Raw genomic sequence first — 14,377 nt, forward strand, 5'->3', positions numbered from 1 at the left:
CGTGCATTTACTTCGCTTGTTTTGCCGCCGCACGTTTATGACGAATAATTTCGATAACTCCCGGCAGTACGGAAAGCACAATAATCGCTACAATCAGTAACTTAAGATTTTCCTGAACCACCGGGAGATCGCCAAACAGGTAGCCTGCATAGGTAAACAGCAGTACCCACAGCAGCGCCCCCACGACGTTATACATGGCAAAATGACGATAGGACATATGTCCCATTCCCGCCACAAACGGTGCAAATGTGCGCACAATAGGCACAAAACGCGCAAGGATAATGGTTTTTCCGCCATGGCGTTCATAAAACGCATGGGTTTTGTCTAAATAGCTGCGACGGAAAATTTTTGAATCCGGATTACTGAACAGCCGCTCACCGAATACGCGTCCAATCGTGTAGTTGACCGCATCACCGACGATGGCGGCAATCACCATCAGCACCACCATAAGATGCACGTTCAGATCGTTAGTGGGTAACGCCGATAGCGCGCCGGCAACGAACAGCAGGGAATCCCCTGGCAGGAATGGGGTAACGACCAGACCGGTTTCACAAAACAGAATGAGGAACAGAATAGCGTAAACCCAGACGCCATACTGCGCGACCAGCTCCGCCAGGTGAACATCAATATGCAGGATGAAATCAATCAAAAAACGAATTACGTCCATATTGTCTAAGCCCTAATTGCACCTTTGTTTAGTCCGCTAAAAAAAGCGGGCCCATTGGCGGTTTCGGCAGGTCAAACCGATCCGGATAGTCTACCGAGACCAGATACAACCCTTCCGCTTTCGCCGTAGCTGCCGCAAGCGTTCTGTCCTTCGCTGCCAGCAGGTCTGCAATCCAGCTCTCCGGCTGGTGTCCGGCGCCCACTTCCATCAGGCTGCCCACAATATTCCGAACCATATGATGTACAAAGGCATTGGCTTTGATATCCACCACCACATACGCGCCAAAACGGCTGACGTTTATGTGCATGACGTTTCGCCACGGCGTGCGGGACTGACACTGCACCGCACGAAACGACGTAAAGTCATTTTCACCAATCAGACACTGCGCCGCGCGATGCATACGTTCAGCATCAAGCGGTTCATAAAAATGCGTCACGCCCTGGCTTAACACCGCCGGACGCAGGCGCTGGTTGTAGATGACATAACGGTAGCGACGCGCCGTGGCGCTGAAACGCGCGTGAAAATCATCCGGCACAGCTTTTACCCAACGCACCGCAATGTCACCAGGCAAATTCGCATTTATACCCAGGGTCCAGGCGGCATCCTTACGCACGGCGGTGGTTTCAAAGTGCACGACCTGCCCCGTACCGTGAACACCCGCGTCCGTACGTCCTGCACACAGGACGTTAATCGGCTCGTTTGCCACCTGAGAGAGCGCTTTTTCCAGCTTCTCCTGGACGCTGCGCACCTCGTTCTGACGCTGCCAGCCATAATACTTACTGCCGTCGTACTCAATGCCGAGGGCAATTCTATGGACCGGCTTTTGTTCCACGTCTGACATCAGTACAGGTACTCCTGCACCAGTTTTTCAGCGATTTTGACCGCCATCAGCGCGCCGCCAAAGCGAACGTTGTCGGCAACGGACCAGAACTGCACCTGTTCCGGCATGCCGTAATCGTTACGCACACAGCCAACGGAAAGATGCGCGCTGCCGGTAGCATCACCGACCTGGGTCGGGAACTCGCTCTCTTCAGAGAGCACGATGTCTTCACCGCGGCCAAACGCATCGCGCGCCTCCTCAGCCGCCAGGGGACGCAGCGCTTCAAAGCCGACCATCTGCGCGTGGCCGTAAAAGACCGGGGACTGCACGACGTTCGCTGAGATCATCAGGCCATCGTCCTGCAGAATTTTACGCACCTCATCGACGATACGACGCTCTTCGCGCACGGAACCCTCGCGGTCCGGCAGCAGCGGCAGCATGTTGAACGCCAGCTGGCGGCCAAAGAAATCATCTTCATCAATCGGGATACCGTTCAGCAGCTTCGCGCTCTGCCCGGCCAGCGCGTCAACGGCCTTTTTACCGTTCGCGGACGCGGAGAGCAGGCTGGTGACGGTAATGCGCGACAGGCCACCGTCGTCGATCAGCGGTTTCAGGGCAGTCAGCAGCTGACTGGTCAGGCTGTTCGGCACCGCAATGACGTTACGGTTGCGGTAGTCAGCCAGCACAAACGGGTTCACGTCCGGCACCACCAGCGGCACATCCGGCTCCATTGAGAACAGGCCGCTCAGGTCGATCACCAGGCAGCCTGCGTTGGTCGCCTCTTCAACATACGCAGCAGTCGCTTCAGCGCCCGCAGCGAAAAACGCCAGCTGCGCCTGGGTCCAGTCGAATGCTGCCGCGTCCTGGACCATCACGGATTTACTGTTAAAACGCAGATGCTCACCTGCACTGTCGGTACGCGCCAGCGCATAGATATCGCCCACCGGGAACTGACGCTCAGCAAGGGTTTCGAGCAGGGCTTCGCCCACGGCACCCGTGGCACCTAAAATGGCAATGTTCCAGCCTTCAGACATGGTGGTTTACTCCAGAAATAAAAAAGCGTCCCTGTCGGAGTATCCGACAGGGAGCATTAAGAAGACATTAACGTGCCGGATGATGAACGGCGTTAAACCCCAGCTTATGCAGCAGCGTCGCCGCCGAGGCGTCGTCGCACATTACATACAGGGAAGACCACTCGCGGCGCTCAACATAGTTCTTGCGCAGCTTATCAAACTCACCCGGGATCCCCGCCACTTTACGCAGCAGCGCATCATCGCGGCGCACATCATACACCAAATGCACCAGCCTTTTCAGCGTTGCCTGATCGAGCGGACCATGCAGGGTAATGCGGCCAAATTCAGGCGCGGGGAGTAAGGTATCCAACGCCACCAGCTGCGGATGGCCGATAAAAGCGCTGTAGGCCTCGAAGACCTGCGTCGTGCCGCGCGCTTTCCCCTCGAGGGTATAACCGGCGATATGCGCTGTGCCCACGTCCACCTTGTTAAGCAACTCAACGTTGAGATCCGGCTCCGGCTCCCAGACGTCCAGCACCACGCTGAGGTTTTGTCCTTCATTCAGACATGTCAGCAGCGCAGCGTTATCTACAACCGGACCACGGCAGGCATTTATCAGAATAGTGCCAGACTTCAGACGACGGATCAGCGCCTCGTCAGCAAGATGCAGCGACTTATACGGCCCCTCTTTAAACAGCGGCGTGTGGAAAGTCAGCACGTCGCACTGTTCGACCAGCTCGTCCAGCGAGCGGAAGTCCCCGTCATCACCGTTGTCTTTGCGCGGCGGATCGCACAGCAGCGTGCGGATCCCTAACGCTTCAAGACGCTTTTGCAGGCGTCCGCCGACGTTACCCACGCCAACAATCCCCACGGTGCGGTCCTTCAGCGCAAACCCGTCGCGCTCGGCCAGCATCAGCAGCGAGGAGAAAACGTATTCCACAACGGCAATGGCGTTACAGCCCGGCGCGGCGGAAAAACCGATTCCAGCCTGCTTCAGCCACTTATCATCCACATGATCGGTCCCTGCCGTTGCGGTTCCGACAAACTTAATCGCTTTACCGGCGAGCAACGCCTCATTTACTTTGGTCACCGAGCGCACCATCAGCGCGTCTGCGTCATCCAGTTCGTTGACCGGGATCGGGCGACCAGGGACAGCCTTAACGTTACCCAGGCGGCTAAACAGCTCACGGGCATAAGGCATATTTTCATCAACGAGGATTTTCACGTCTGAGTACCTGTTTGAGAGGAAGAAAACCTGCCAAGTGTGCCATAATCTGGCCGCCAGGCATATACGTATACCTGGTTTACGCTGAGTTTTGACTTTAAGGATTTTTGACGATGCAGCCCATTTCAGGTACGCCGCCACGCCCTCCGGGTGAAGGCCCCGTCACGCCAAACGTTGCCGGTGAACAACCGCTATCCACGCAACAGCGCACCGTGCTGGAGCGACTGATCACGCGCCTGATTGCGCTGACTTCTCAGCAAAATGCGGAAGTCTGGGCCGGGGTAAAGCATGATTTAGGCGTGAGGAACGACGCACCGCTGCAGTCGCGCCATTTCCCTGCTGCCGAGCAAAATCTGAACCAGCGTATTACGACCGCGCAGCAGAACCACACCACGCGCCAGATTGTTGCTCAGTTGACGGAGCTGCTGGGCCAGGGTAATAACCGCCAGGCGGTGAGTGATTTTATTCGCCAGCAGTATGGTCAGACCGCGCTAGGGCAGCTGACGCCGGACCAGCTCAAAACCGTGCTGACCCTGCTGCAGAACAACGAGCTGTCTATTCCGCAGCCTCAGGTGCGCCCGTCGACCGAGCGTCCGCTGCTGCCCGCCGAGCACAACACGCTCAAGCAGATGGTGACAAAGCTGGCTGCGGCCACCGGCGAACCGACGAAGCTTATCTGGCAATCCATGCTGGAGTTGTCCGGCGTGAAGGCGGGTGAACTGATCCCGGCCAAACAGTTTACTCATCTGGTGACCTGGCTCCAGGCGCGCCAGACGCTCAGCACCCAGAATGCCCCTACCCTGCATACTGTCCAGGCCGCGCTGAAACAGCCGCTTGAGCCGCACGAGTTCGACGTGATTCGGGATTACGCCCAGCAAAACTGGCAGGCCACGCCGCAGACGGTGCTGACCACCGCGCAGGTGCAGGATCTGCTCAATCAAATCTTCGTTCGTCGCGCCGAACGTGAAGGCGGCGTGCCGGAGGTGAGAAACGTTCAGCCGATCTACAGCCCGCTGTTTGCGCCGGTCGTCGAGACATTCAGAACGCTCTCTGCACGTCCGGGATTGATGTTTATTGCACTGCTGATTGCCCTGGCGATTTTCTGGCTGGTTGCCTGAGGTTTTGCCCGGTGGCGCTGCGCTTACCGGGCCTACAACGGCTCGAATCGTAGGCCGGGTAAGGCACAGCCGTCACCCGGCAACAACGGCTCAACGCCTGCGAAACGCCACCAGCGTCACCACGATCCCCACCACCGCAGAAACCGCACCGGCCAGAAAGACGGACGGATAGCCAAACGAGGTGGCTAACACCCCGGCCAGCGGCCCGGTTACCCCGTATGAGATATCCTGAAACGCCGCATAGCCGCCGAGCGCCGTCCCGCGCACCTGCGGGGCCACGCGCTTCACCACTTCAACGCCCAGCGCCGGGAAGATCAGAGAACAGCCGCAGCCGGTCAGCGCAGCACCCAGCAGGGCCACGGATGCCACGGGAGCATTCCACAACAGCAGAAGACCGATAGCTTCAATGACCAGCGATGCCACCGCCACCTTCACGCCGCCAAAGCGATCCGGCATCCAACCAAAAAGCACGCGCATCAGCACAAACGCGCCGCCAAAGGCAGTAAGCGTAAAACCGGCCATCGCCCAGCCGCGGCTCATAAAATAGAGCGATACAAACGTCCCTATTACCGCAAAACCCACGCCCTGCAGCGCCAGGCCCAGGCCCGGCTGCCAGATTTGGCCGACCACGCTCCACAGGGAAGGACGCTCGCCTTTGTGCGCAGGTACCTTACGCACCGAGCCGTTAAACGCCCATGCCACCAGCGGCAGCGCCATGGTCGTTGCAGCCAGCGCCGCAAACCCGAACTGGCTGTTGATCAGCAGGCCAAGCGGTGCACCGGCGGCCAGCGCGCCGTAGATGGCCATGCCGTTCCAGGACATCACCTTGCCGGAACGTGCTGGCCCCACCAGCCCCATTCCCCAGGTCAGGGTGCCGGTCAGCAGCTGGCTTTCACCGAAGCCAAGAATTAAACGGCCCAGCACCAGCAGCGCAAATTTATACGCAGCGTCTACCGGCAGGAGAGCCGCCAGCAGCCAGGCGCCGCCAGCCAGCCCGCAGGCAAACATCCCCTGCAGCGCCGAGCGTTTAGCACCGTGCTGATCCGCCAGCCGTCCGGCGTAACCGCGGGTTAAGACCGTGGCTAAAAACTGAATGCCCACGGCAATACCGACCATGGTGTTGCCATAGCCCAGCTCCTGATGAACGAACAGCGGGATCACCGGCAGCGGCAGGCCAACGGTCATATAGGTCAGGAATACCGCAAAGGCGATACGGAACAGCGAGACGTTCGCTGAAGGGGTTGTTTCTGTTTGAGTTACTGCAGTCATGCTTTACTCCGAAATGAAGAGTAAGGCGGGGAAATGCCACGCCCCCTCTACCTGATAATCAGGATTAAGGTGCGTTGGTTGACGTTAAACGCTTACGCATTATCGTGAGGATAATGTTGAGGGGTGAAGTTTGCCTGTGAGATCAGCTGCTTGTCAATGCATAAAAAAAGGGAGCCTTATGGCTCCCCTTCTGAATCAAACATAAAACTTATGCTTTCAGCTTACGCATGACCAGCGTGGCGTTGGTGCCGCCGAAACCGAAGCTGTTGGACATGACGGTAGTCAGCGTCGCTTCCGTTGGTTTGGTCACGATGTTCAGGCCAGCAGCCTGCTCGTCCATCTCTTCGATATTGATACTTGGGGCGATAAAGCCGTTTTCCAGCATCAGCAGCGAGTAGATCGCTTCCTGAACGCCAGCCGCCCCCAGAGAGTGACCAGTCATGGCTTTGGTCGCGGAGATCGCCGGGCTGTTGTCGCCGAAGACTTCACGGATCGCACCCAGCTCTTTTACGTCACCTACCGGCGTAGAGGTACCGTGAGAGTTCAGGTAGTCGATTGGGGTGTCAACGCCGTGCATCGCCATCTTCATGCAACGCACCGCGCCTTCGCCGGATGGCGCAACCATATCGGCGCCGTCAGACGTTGCACCGTAGCCCACGATTTCAGCGTAGATGTGCGCGCCACGCGCCAGTGCGTGCTCCAGCTCTTCAACCACAACCATACCGCCGCCGCCCGCGATAACGAAACCGTCACGGTGTGCATCGTAGGTACGAGATGCTTTGTCCGGGGTCTCATTGTACTTGGTGGACAGTGCGCCCATCGCGTCGAATTCACAGGCCATTTCCCAGCCCAGCTCTTCGCCGCCGCCAGCAAATACGATGTCCTGTTTACCCAGCTGGATCTGCTCAACAGCGTTACCGATGCAGTGCGCGGAAGTCGCACACGCGGAGCTGATGGAGTAGTTCACACCGTGGATTTTGAATGGGGTCGCCAGGCACGCGGAAACCGCAGAACCCATGGCTTTGGTGACCACGTACGGACCTACCGCTTTCAGACCACGCGGGCTACGCATTGCGTCAGCACCGAATACCTGCGCTTTAGATGAACCGCCGGAACCGGCGATCAGGCCCACGCGCGGGTTGTTCTGATAAACCTCTTCGCTCAGGCCAGAATCTTTGATCGCTTCCTGCATGGAGAGATAAGCATAAATAGAGGCATCGTTCATGAAACGAACCACTTTGCGGTCAATCAAACCGGTGGTGTCCAGTTTGACGTTACCCCATACGTGGCTACGCATACCTGAATCTTTAAACTCTTCAGAGAAAGTGATCCCGGAGCGTCCTTCACGCAGAGATGCCAGGACTTCCTGCTGGTTATTACCGATGCTGGAAACAATGCCCAGGCCAGTAATCACTGCACGTTTCATTCAATACCTCTGTAAGTCGCACTATAGTAAGTTTCGAGTCGCACAATAGCGTACACTTGTACGCCGAACAAGTCCGATCAGACATTTTCTGCGGAAATTTGCACCGATGGACTCACATCGTTAAGATCGTGCCACTGCCTGTCAGACGAGTAACTTACGTGAAACAAAACGCTATACAACCCGCCAACCTCGAATTCAACGCTGAGGGTACACCTGTTTCCCGAGATTTTGATGACGTCTATTTTTCTAATGATAACGGGCTCGAAGAAACTCGCTATGTTTTCCTCGATGGAAACCAGCTCAGCACCCGCTTCCCGGTGCATCCGCGGAGCCTGTTTGTGGTCGCGGAAAGTGGGTTCGGCACCGGGCTGAATTTTTTAACCCTCTGGCAGGCGTTTGACCAGTTTCACGCTGCACACCCCGAGGCTACGCTACAAAGATTACATTTCATCAGTTTCGAAAAATTCCCGCTCACCGCGCACGATCTGCGGCTCGCTCATCAGCGCTGGCCAGAGCTTGCCACCTGGGCGGAACAGCTTCAGGCACAGTGGCCGCCTCACATCGGCGGCTGTCACCGTCTGATTCTGAACGGCGGACGCGTGACGCTGGATTTATGGCTTGGCGACATCAATGACCTGACCGATACGCTCGATGATTCGATGAATCAGAAGGTCGACGCGTGGTTCCTGGACGGCTTTGCCCCCGCCAAAAACCCGGACATGTGGAGCCAGCATCTGTTTAGCGCGATGGCGCGGCTGGCGCGCCCTGGCGCAACGCTTGCCACCTTCACCTCGGCAGGCTTTGTCCGCCGCGGGCTGCAGGAGGCGGGCTTTACCATGCAGAAGACCAAAGGCTTTGGCCGCAAGCGCGACATGCTGGTCGGCAGGATGGATCAGACGCTGGACGTTCCCGCTCAGGCGCCCTGGTTTGCACGCCGCGCCAGTGCATCACGTGAGGTGGCGATAGTCGGCGGAGGGATCGCCAGCGCCCTGCTGTCTCTCGCGCTTCTCCACCGTGGCTGGCAGGTCACGCTCTACTGTGCTGACGATGTGCCAGCCAGCGGCGCGTCCGGCAACCGCCAGGGGGCGCTCTATCCGCTTTTAAGCGCGCACGACCCGGCCCTGTTCCGGTTTTTCCCGGCGGCGTTTACCTTTGCTCGTCGCCTCTACGACGCCCTGCCTGTGGCGTTCGATCATGACTGGTGCGGCGTGACGCAGCTCGGCTGGGATGAAAAGAGCCAGCAAAAAATCACGCAGATGCTGTCGCTGGGCCTGCCTGACGAGATTGCTCGCGCGGTAAGCGCGCAGGAGGTGGCAGCCACCGCTGGCGTGGAAACCGGCTGTGGGGGCATTCAGTATCCGCTCGGCGGCTGGCTGTGCCCGGCTGAACTGACCGCGGCGGTCATTTCCCTGGCGCAGTCGCGCGGGCTGACGGCGTATTATGCTCACACCGTTGAATCGCTGAGCCGAAGCGAGCGCTGGAATCTGCGTTTTGCGGATGGCAAAGCGGTAAGCCATGCCAGCGTTGTGCTGGCAAACGGGCATAACATCAACCAGTTTATCCAGACAGAAACGTTGCCGGTTTATCCGGTCGGCGGCCAGGTAAGCCATATTCCTTCCGCGCCTGAGCTCGGCAAACTGCGACAGGTGCTTTGCTATGACGGCTATCTGACGCCGCAAAATCCGTCTAACGGCCATCACTGCATCGGGGCCAGCTATCATCGTGGCGAAACGGATATGCGCTACAGCGACGCGGATCAGGCGCAGAACCGACAGCGCCTGATTGACTGTTTCCCGGATGCGGCATGGGCGCAAGAGGTTGACGTCAGCGAGGGGGAAGCGCGCTGCGGCGTTCGCTGTGCCACCCGCGATCATCTGCCGATGGCGGGAAATGTGCCGGACTATGAGGCAACGCTTGAGGCCTATCAGGACCTTGCTGATAACCGGGATAACGCGGTAAGCGCGCCGGTTTATCCGGAGCTGTATATGCTGGGTGGATTAGGGTCTCGCGGGTTGTGCTCTGCCCCGCTGCTGGCAGAAGTGTTGGCCGCGCAAATGAGCGACGAGCCGGTTCCGCTGGACAGTGTTACGCTTGCGGGGCTGAATCCGAATCGCTTGTGGGTACGGAAACTGCTGAAGGGGAAGAAGGTTAAGTAGGGGGCGGCCTGGTGCCCTCTCCCACAGGGAGAGGGTGGTGAAACACTTACTTCGCTTTCGCCTGCTGGAACAAATTGTCCCACATACCCAGCACCAGTGACTGGTCGCGCGGAGAGAGCTCCCCGGCCAGAATGGCTTTTTCCAGGCTGCGGGTGACTTCAGCGTGAACAGCGTCGGCAGAGTGATCGTCACCCGCTTCCAGCTCGGCTACCGCGAGCGTCAGGTGACCACGCAGATAACCGCTGGCGAACAGCTCATCATCACTGGCGTGTTCCACCATGTCATCAATTAACGCCAGAATGCGTGATTCAAATTCTGCGATCATCTTCTTTCCTCTGTTAAAGATCTTCCGGCCAAGGGAAGCATTCCGCCGCTATCGCCGGCGTGTGGTAATAATTCTGTAAGGCCTCGATCAGGCGCGCCGGACGTTCCGGGATGCCTTTCTCAAGATATTCCATCACCTGCGCATGAACGCGGCGCTGGAAGACGATACGGTCTGGCTCGAAGTCGCCTTCAAGGTTGTCACAGCTCACGTTGAACGGGAAACCCGCCGCGACGCAGAATAGCCATTCCAGCGCCTGCGGCTTCACTTCCACATCCTCAAACTGCCCCTGGGTGGCGGCATCACGTCCGTCCGGGCAGTACCAGTAACCGAAATCCACCAGCTCGCGCCGCGCTTTCCCCGCAATGCACCAGTGCGAAATCTCGTGAAGACCGCTGGCGTAAAAGCCGTGCGCAAACACGATACGGTTATACGGAACCTCTGCATCAGCAGGAAGATAGATCGGTTCGTCGTCGCCTTTAATCAGACGGGTATTAAAATCGTCAGCAAAACAGCCGTCGAAAATCTCAATCAGCTGTTCGTAGTGATGCGTACTGTTCATTAATTCATCCCCAACCAGGTGAGGATCTCCTGTCCATGGCTGTCATAAAGAAGTTTGGCGCTCATTACGGCCGAGACGATGACAATCATCGGGCGAATAAGTTTTTGTCCTTTGCTTAACACCAGACGCGAACCCGCGCGTGCGCCCAGGAACTGCCCTGCCATCATGACGAATCCGGTTGCCCAGATGACCTTGCCGCCAATGATAAACAGCAGCAGACCGCCGAGGTTCGAGGTCGCGTTGAGCACTTTGGCATGAGCGGTCGATTTGGCGAGGTTAAACCCGGCCAGCGTCACGAACGCCAGCGCGTAAAACGAGCCTGCCCCCGGGCCGAAGAATCCGTCGTAAAAGCCGACGCAGCCCCCGGCAATCAGGGCAAACGGCAGGCCGTGCAGACGACGCTGGCGGTCTTCCTCGCCGAGCTTTGGCATCAGCAGGAAGTAGAGACCGATGCAGATGACCAGAACCGGCAGGATCTGGCGCAAAATATCCGACTGCACGTGCTGAACCAGCAGCGCGCCCGACGTGGAGCCGATAAAGGTCATCAGGATATTGAGCTTCTGGTCGGCCAGGCTCACCACCTTGCGGCGGATAAAATAGAGCGACGCCGAGAGCGAGCCACCGCAGGCCTGCAGCTTGTTCGTGGCAAGCGCCTGCGCCGGGCTCATGCCCGCCGCCAGCAGCGCGGGTACGGTTAATAACCCGCCACCGCCCGCAAGGGCATCAATAAAACCGGCCAGCATGGCCACGAAGAACAGCACCACCAGCAGCAGCGGTGACACCATAAACAGATCGACGAAATTATCCATTAAAGTACATGCTCATCCAGTAGCGCCTGGCAGGAAGGCGGCAACGGAGGCGGTGTCTTCTTCTCAGGCTTAGAGGTTCCAGGTTTTGCCGGTTCAAACCAGCTTTGCAGTTCCGCACCGCAGCCATCACCTGGCGGCGGTAGCGGCTGATCTTCACATTCCAGGCTATTCGCCGGGCAGCGCAGACGAACGTGCATGTGCGCACGATGCTGGAACCACGGGCGCACTTTGCGCAGCCAGTCGCGATCGGTTCCGGCATCCAGGCAGAGCTGCTGCTTGATGGCCGGGTTGACGAAAATCCGCGTGACGTCGTTATCTTCCGCGGCCAGCTTGATCATGCTGGATACGTCCCGCGTCCACAGGGATGGCACAACGCGCTTGCCATCGCTCGCCACCAGATCCAGCGCCTGCGGTTTCAGCAGTTGGGCGGAGGTCCAGCGGGTTTTCGGCAGCTGCAGGAAGATATCGACATCCAGTCCGCTCTGGTGACTGGCGTGTCCACCGTTAAAGCGACCGCCGGCAGGCATCCCCATATCGCCAATCAGCATCGTGCCCAGCCCCAGGTTATGCACCTGGTTCCCCAGACGCTGGATGAACAGCACCAGATCCGGGTGGCCGAAATAACGCCGCTGATCGGTGCGCATCACCTGATAGGTATCTGACTGGAGAGGAAGCTCCTGGGCACCGACGATACAGCCGTTGGAAAAGGCGCCAATGGACTGCGCGCTCCCCGCCACCGGGTGGGTGATTTTTTGCCATGGCGTTGCGGCCAGACTGGCTCCACTGGCCAGCAGCGCCAGCAGAGCAATTGCGGTTTTTTTCATGTTTACCAGCGTGGAATGGTGGTCGTCACGTCCGCATTCTGCGCTCGCTGGCGCAGGAAGTGATCCATCAGCACGATCGCCAGCATCGCTTCTGCGATCGGCACCGCTCGGATCCCCACGCACGGATCGTGACGTCCTTTGGTGATCATCTCAACTTCTTCGCCATCGCGGTTAATCGTGTGGCCCGGCACGGTAATGCTGGAGGTTGGCTTCAGCGCGATGTTGGCAATAATCTGCTGCCCGCTGCTGATACCGCCCAGAATGCCGCCCGCGTGGTTGCTCTGGAAGCCCGCCTTCGTGATCTCGTCACGGTTCTGGCTGCCGCGCAGGGATACCACGTCAAAACCGTCGCCAATCTCAACGCCCTTCACCGCGTTGATGCTCATCAGCGCGTGCGCAATGTCTGCATCGAGACGGTCAAATACCGGCTCGCCCCAGCCAGCCGGGACGCCGTCGGCCACGACGGTCACTTTCGCCCCAATGGAGTCGCCCTCTTTTTTCAGGCCGCGCATCAGTTCGTCCAGCGCCTCCAGCTTGTCGGCATCGGCACAGAAGAACGGGTTTTGCTCGACCAGATCCCAGTCTTTGATCGCCAGCGGAATGTCGCCCATCTGGGTCAGACAGCCGCGGATAACGATGCCAAATTTCTGCTGCAGGTATTTTTTGGCAATGGCGCCAGCCGCCACGCGCATCGCGGTTTCACGCGCGGAAGAGCGCCCGCCGCCGCGATAGTCGCGGAAGCCGTACTTTTGTTCGTAGGTATAGTCGGCATGGCCCGGACGGAACACGTCTTTGATGGCGCCGTAGTCCTGGGAGCGCTGATCGGTGTTTTCAATCAGCAGACCAATGCTGGTGCCTGTAGTGCGGCCTTCAAAGACGCCGGAGAGAATTTTGACCTGGTCCGGCTCGCGACGCTGCGTGGTGTAGCGAGAGGTGCCCGGACGACGACGGTCGAGGTCGTGCTGCAAATCGGCTTCGGTCAGTTCGATGCCTGGCGGTACGCCATCAACGATACAGCCCAGCGCCAGCCCGTGCGACTCGCCAAAGGTGGTCACGCGGAATAACTGTCCAATACTGTTTCCTGCCATCACGGCTCCGATGTTGTTGTTTGTGTTTGAGCGTTGTGAAACGGGCCGAAGCCCGCTGGATTAATCTTTATAGATGCTGAAGTGTTCACGCGCGTCGAGCAGCTGCGCTTTCGTCAGCATAAAGACGCCGTCACCGCCGTTGTCGAACTCAAGCCAGGTGAACGGCACATCCGGGTACTGCTCTATCAGATGTACCATGCTGTTGCCCACTTCACAAATCAGAACGCCGTCGTCGGTCAGATAATCCGGCGCGCAGGCCAGAATGCGGCGGGTCAGCTTCAGGCCGTCAGATCCTGACGCCAGACCCAGCTCCGGCTCGTGACGGTATTCGTTCGGCAGATCGGACATGTCTTCCGCATCAACGTACGGCGGGTTGGTAACGATCAGATCGTACTGCAGCGTTGGGAGATCGCGGAACAGGTCAGAGCGAATTGGCGTAACGTGATGGATCAGCCCATGCTCTTCGATGTTGTGCTCGGTCACGGCCAGCGCGTCGGTGGAGATATCAACGGCGTCTACTTCCGCTTCCGGGAAGGCGTAAGCGCAGGCGATGGCGATGCAGCCGCTGCCGGTACACATGTCCAGAATGTGCTGCGGCTGATGGCCAATCAGGCCTTCAAAGTGGTTGTTAATCAACTCACCAATCGGCGAGCGCGGCACCAGCACGCGTTCATCGACATAGAACTCGTGGCCGCAGAACCAGGCTTTGTTGGTCAGATAGGCGACCGGAATTCGCTCGTTCACGCGGCGGATCACGCGCTCAACGATGCGGTGTTTTTCGCTGGAGGTCAGGCGCGCGGTGCGCATGTCTTCCGGAATATCCAGCGGCAGGTAGAGGGACGGCAGCACAAGCTGCACGGCTTCATCCCACGGGTTGTCGGTACCGTGACCGTACCAGATATTGGCGGCGCTGAAGCGGCTAACCGACCAGCGCAACATGTCCTGTATGGTATGCAGCTCGTTTACTGCTTCATCGACAAATATTTTATCCACTCTTTCCTCCAGGGCATGCTCGCATAATTTTCGGCGGCTAGTTTGCCATGAAGACGGCGATAAATCAGCAATGACGCGTCTCGCT

General features: G+C 58.3%; 14 protein-coding genes. 2 read left to right on the forward strand and 12 right to left on the reverse strand.

From position 1 onward, the window contains the following. Window positions 1-7: 7 nt before the first annotated feature. The 4 genes from BM007_RS17045 to pdxB all read right to left on the reverse strand — a co-directional run bounded on the left by BM007_RS17045 (window position 8) and on the right by pdxB (window position 3,725). Complete coding sequence (locus BM007_RS17045; RefSeq protein ID WP_008502599.1) at window positions 8-667, reverse strand: DedA family protein; 660 nt, start codon at window positions 665-667, stop codon at window positions 8-10. Window positions 668-695: 28 nt separating this feature from the next. After that, window positions 696-1,508 (reverse strand): tRNA pseudouridine(38-40) synthase TruA, encoded by an 813-nt coding sequence (gene truA, locus BM007_RS17050; protein WP_090419973.1) that lies wholly within the window; start codon window positions 1,506-1,508, stop codon window positions 696-698. Continuing rightward, the gene (locus BM007_RS17055) at window positions 1,508-2,521 is read right to left on the reverse strand and encodes an aspartate-semialdehyde dehydrogenase (protein ID WP_024908943.1); all 1,014 of its coding nucleotides are present in this window, start codon (window positions 2,519-2,521) and stop codon (window positions 1,508-1,510) included. The genes truA and BM007_RS17055 overlap by 1 nt, the downstream gene beginning before the upstream one ends. Window positions 2,522-2,588: 67 nt before the next feature. Next, window positions 2,589-3,725, reverse strand: coding sequence for a 4-phosphoerythronate dehydrogenase PdxB (gene pdxB, locus BM007_RS17060; RefSeq protein ID WP_090419976.1), 1,137 nt, complete (start codon window positions 3,723-3,725; stop codon window positions 2,589-2,591). A gap of 113 nt (window positions 3,726-3,838) precedes the next feature. Between pdxB and flk the strand changes: the two genes are divergently transcribed. Then, the gene (gene flk / locus BM007_RS17065; protein ID WP_032646631.1) at window positions 3,839-4,843 is read left to right on the forward strand and encodes a flagella biosynthesis regulator Flk; all 1,005 of its coding nucleotides are present in this window, start codon (window positions 3,839-3,841) and stop codon (window positions 4,841-4,843) included. Between the two features lie 90 nt (window positions 4,844-4,933). Here the strand turns inward: flk and BM007_RS17070 are convergent, their stop codons facing one another. Then, a complete protein-coding gene (locus BM007_RS17070; protein ID WP_032646632.1) occupies window positions 4,934-6,112 on the reverse strand; it encodes an MFS transporter in 1,179 nt (392 codons plus the stop codon). Between the two features lie 208 nt (window positions 6,113-6,320). Further along, window positions 6,321-7,538 (reverse strand): beta-ketoacyl-ACP synthase I, encoded by a 1,218-nt coding sequence (gene fabB, locus BM007_RS17075; protein WP_014832795.1) that lies wholly within the window; start codon window positions 7,536-7,538, stop codon window positions 6,321-6,323. 158 nt (window positions 7,539-7,696) lie between these two features. Between fabB and mnmC the strand changes: the two genes are divergently transcribed. After that, window positions 7,697-9,694 (forward strand): bifunctional tRNA (5-methylaminomethyl-2-thiouridine)(34)-methyltransferase MnmC2/FAD-dependent 5-carboxymethylaminomethyl-2-thiouridine(34) oxidoreductase MnmC1, encoded by a 1,998-nt coding sequence (gene mnmC / locus BM007_RS17080; protein ID WP_090419978.1) that lies wholly within the window; start codon window positions 7,697-7,699, stop codon window positions 9,692-9,694. A gap of 46 nt (window positions 9,695-9,740) precedes the next feature. Here mnmC and BM007_RS17085 read toward each other — a convergent pair whose 3' ends face one another. Genes BM007_RS17085 through prmB form a run of 6 tightly spaced genes read right to left on the reverse strand, consistent with a single transcriptional unit; the run spans window position 9,741 to window position 14,292 of the window. Further along, window positions 9,741-10,019 carry a YfcL family protein gene (locus BM007_RS17085; RefSeq protein ID WP_024908938.1) on the reverse strand — a complete coding sequence of 93 codons (279 nt, stop codon included), beginning with the start codon at window positions 10,017-10,019 and terminating at the stop codon, window positions 9,741-9,743. A gap of 13 nt (window positions 10,020-10,032) precedes the next feature. Beyond that, complete coding sequence (locus BM007_RS17090) at window positions 10,033-10,578, reverse strand: elongation factor P hydroxylase (RefSeq protein WP_024908937.1); 546 nt, start codon at window positions 10,576-10,578, stop codon at window positions 10,033-10,035. Continuing rightward, window positions 10,578-11,387: a sulfite exporter TauE/SafE family protein gene (locus BM007_RS17095; protein WP_024908936.1), complete on the reverse strand. Its 810-nt coding sequence runs from the start codon at window positions 11,385-11,387 to the stop codon at window positions 10,578-10,580. The genes BM007_RS17090 and BM007_RS17095 overlap by 1 nt, the downstream gene beginning before the upstream one ends. Continuing rightward, entirely contained in the window at window positions 11,387-12,211 is an 825-nt protein-coding gene (mepA, locus tag BM007_RS17100; RefSeq protein WP_090419981.1) for a penicillin-insensitive murein endopeptidase, read from the reverse strand. The genes BM007_RS17095 and mepA overlap by 1 nt, the downstream gene beginning before the upstream one ends. A 2-nt stretch (window positions 12,212-12,213) precedes the next feature. Continuing rightward, window positions 12,214-13,299, reverse strand: a complete 1,086-nt coding sequence (gene aroC, locus BM007_RS17105) for a chorismate synthase (protein WP_090419984.1) — start codon at window positions 13,297-13,299, stop codon at window positions 12,214-12,216. 60 nt (window positions 13,300-13,359) lie between these two features. Beyond that, window positions 13,360-14,292 (reverse strand): 50S ribosomal protein L3 N(5)-glutamine methyltransferase, encoded by a 933-nt coding sequence (prmB, locus tag BM007_RS17110; RefSeq protein WP_008502612.1) that lies wholly within the window; start codon window positions 14,290-14,292, stop codon window positions 13,360-13,362. Between the last annotated feature and the right edge of the window lie 85 nt (window positions 14,293-14,377).

This window comes from Enterobacter sp. NFIX59, assembly GCF_900113755.1.
Taxonomy (GTDB): Bacteria; Pseudomonadota; Gammaproteobacteria; order Enterobacterales; family Enterobacteriaceae; genus Enterobacter; species Enterobacter pseudoroggenkampii.

Excerpts from the sequence above, each read along its gene's own strand:
- BM007_RS17045 (WP_008502599.1), bottom strand. The coding sequence starts at position 667 with ATGGACGTAATTCGTTTTTTGATTGATTTCATCCTGCATATTGATGTT.
- truA (WP_090419973.1), bottom strand. The coding sequence starts at position 1,508 with ATGTCAGACGTGGAACAAAAGCCGGTCCATAGAATTGCCCTCGGCATT.
- BM007_RS17055 (WP_024908943.1), bottom strand. The coding sequence starts at position 2,521 with ATGTCTGAAGGCTGGAACATTGCCATTTTAGGTGCCACGGGTGCCGTG.
- flk (WP_032646631.1), top strand. The coding sequence starts at position 3,839 with ATGCAGCCCATTTCAGGTACGCCGCCACGCCCTCCGGGTGAAGGCCCC.
- BM007_RS17070 (WP_032646632.1), bottom strand. The coding sequence starts at position 6,112 with ATGACTGCAGTAACTCAAACAGAAACAACCCCTTCAGCGAACGTCTCG.
- fabB (WP_014832795.1), bottom strand. The coding sequence starts at position 7,538 with ATGAAACGTGCAGTGATTACTGGCCTGGGCATTGTTTCCAGCATCGGT.
- BM007_RS17085 (WP_024908938.1), bottom strand. The coding sequence starts at position 10,019 with ATGATCGCAGAATTTGAATCACGCATTCTGGCGTTAATTGATGACATG.
- BM007_RS17090 (WP_024908937.1), bottom strand. The coding sequence starts at position 10,578 with ATGAACAGTACGCATCACTACGAACAGCTGATTGAGATTTTCGACGGC.
- BM007_RS17095 (WP_024908936.1), bottom strand. The coding sequence starts at position 11,387 with ATGGATAATTTCGTCGATCTGTTTATGGTGTCACCGCTGCTGCTGGTG.
- mepA (WP_090419981.1), bottom strand. The coding sequence starts at position 12,211 with ATGAAAAAAACCGCAATTGCTCTGCTGGCGCTGCTGGCCAGTGGAGCC.
- aroC (WP_090419984.1), bottom strand. The coding sequence starts at position 13,299 with ATGGCAGGAAACAGTATTGGACAGTTATTCCGCGTGACCACCTTTGGC.